This is a genomic window from Butyricicoccus sp. AM27-36, assembly GCF_003480945.1.
Taxonomy (GTDB): Bacteria; Bacillota; Clostridia; order Oscillospirales; family Butyricicoccaceae; genus Agathobaculum; species Agathobaculum butyriciproducens.
Genome location: NZ_QUJR01000031.1, coordinates 1 through 253, shown reverse-complemented (window position 1 = coordinate 253; position 253 = coordinate 1). Strand labels below are relative to the sequence as shown.

Below are 253 nucleotides of genomic sequence, written 5' to 3'. Positions count from 1 at the left end.
TTGGCGGTGGTGTATTCCGTGCCGTCGATAACTGTTCCGATTTTCTGGATGTTGCGGTGATTATCGTAGTAGTAGCGCGTTTCAAGCCCATTAGCATCTACACAGGTCGTAACACGCGCGTCATCATCATAGGAGACGGTAGAAACAGTCGGAATGTCCGCGTTGATAAAGGTCTGCTTTACCACTCGGCCTATGCTGTCATACTCGTTCTCAATATAGACTTCGCCTTCAAAGTCGGTAGCACTGTTCAGAT

At 48.2% G+C, this 253-nt stretch carries 1 protein-coding gene; it reads right to left on the bottom strand.

Annotated elements, in window-relative coordinates:
- On the bottom strand, positions 1–253 hold a 253-nt coding region (locus tag DW724_RS15850), incomplete at both ends, for a hypothetical protein (protein ID WP_202183550.1).